The sequence below is a fragment of the Streptomyces sp. NPDC028289 genome (assembly GCF_055565975.1).
Genome location: NZ_JBVHTI010000037.1, coordinates 1 through 1,016, shown reverse-complemented (window position 1 = coordinate 1,016; position 1,016 = coordinate 1). Strand labels below are relative to the sequence as shown.

1 protein-coding gene is annotated in these 1,016 nt (G+C 70.6%); it reads right to left on the bottom strand.

Annotation, left to right across the window (positions count from 1 at the left end; all coding sequences use genetic code 11):
• Positions 1-63 precede the first annotated feature (63 nt).
• On the bottom strand, positions 64-1,014 hold the full coding sequence (locus tag ACZ4UV_RS52075; protein WP_467850278.1) for an alpha/beta hydrolase: 951 nt from the start codon (positions 1,012-1,014) through the stop codon (positions 64-66).
• Between the last annotated feature and the right edge of the window lie 2 nt (positions 1,015-1,016).

Here is a 1,016-nt window from a genome sequence, read left to right as displayed (position 1 = left end):
TCGTGCCATGGAGGTGTCCTCCGCGGCGGCCGCCGGGGTGGGGCGGCCGCCGTCGGGGGTGAGTCAGGCGGTGGTGCCGAGGGCTTCCCTGAGGCTGGCGACGGCCAGGAGGATGGCGTGCTTGGCGGCTTCGGTGTCGTGCAGGGCGTTGACCATGACGAAGTCGTGGACGATGCCGCCGAAGCGGGCGTTGGTCGCGGCGACGCCGGCCTGGCGCAGACGGGCGGCGTAGGCCTCGCCCTCGTCCCGCAGGACGTCGGCCTCGGCGGTGATGATCAGGGCCGACGGCAGCCCGGCGAGGTCCTCGAGGCTGGCCCGCAGCGGCGAGACGGTGATCTGGCCGCGCTCCTCCTCGCTGATCGTGTACTGGTCCCAGAACCACTTCATGCCCTCGCGGGAGAGGAAGTAGCCCTCGGCGAACTCGTCGTAGGAAGCGGTGTCGAACGCGGCGTTGGTCACCGGGTAGAACAGCACCTGCTTGACGAAGTGGACGTCGCCGCGCTCCTTGGCCAGCAGGGTCAGCGCGGTGGCCATGTTGCCGCCGACGGAGTCGCCGGAGACGGCGATGCGGGTTGCGTCGAGGTTGTTGTCGGCGCCGTTGCTGACGATCCATTGGGCGGCGGCGTAGCTCTGCTCGAGCGCGACGGGGTAGCCGACCTCGGGCGAGCGGTCGTACTCGGGGAAGACCACCGCGGCGTTCGCCCCGACGGCCAGGTCCCGTACCAGGCGGTCGTGGGTGTGGGCGTTACCGAAGACCCAGCCGGCGCCGTGGACGTAGAGGATGACCGGCAGGGTGGTGCCGGCCGAGCCCGCCGGACGCACGATGCGGATCTTGACGCTGCCGGTAGGTCCGCCGAGGACCTCCTGCCACTCCTCGTCGATCTCCGGCTTGAAGATCGGCGCGTCCTGCACACCGTCGACCGTCTTGCGCCCGTCCTCGGGAGTCATCTGGTAGAGGAACGGCGGCTCCGACGTGGCGTCCACGAACGCCTGCGCGGCAGGCTCCAGAGCGATGT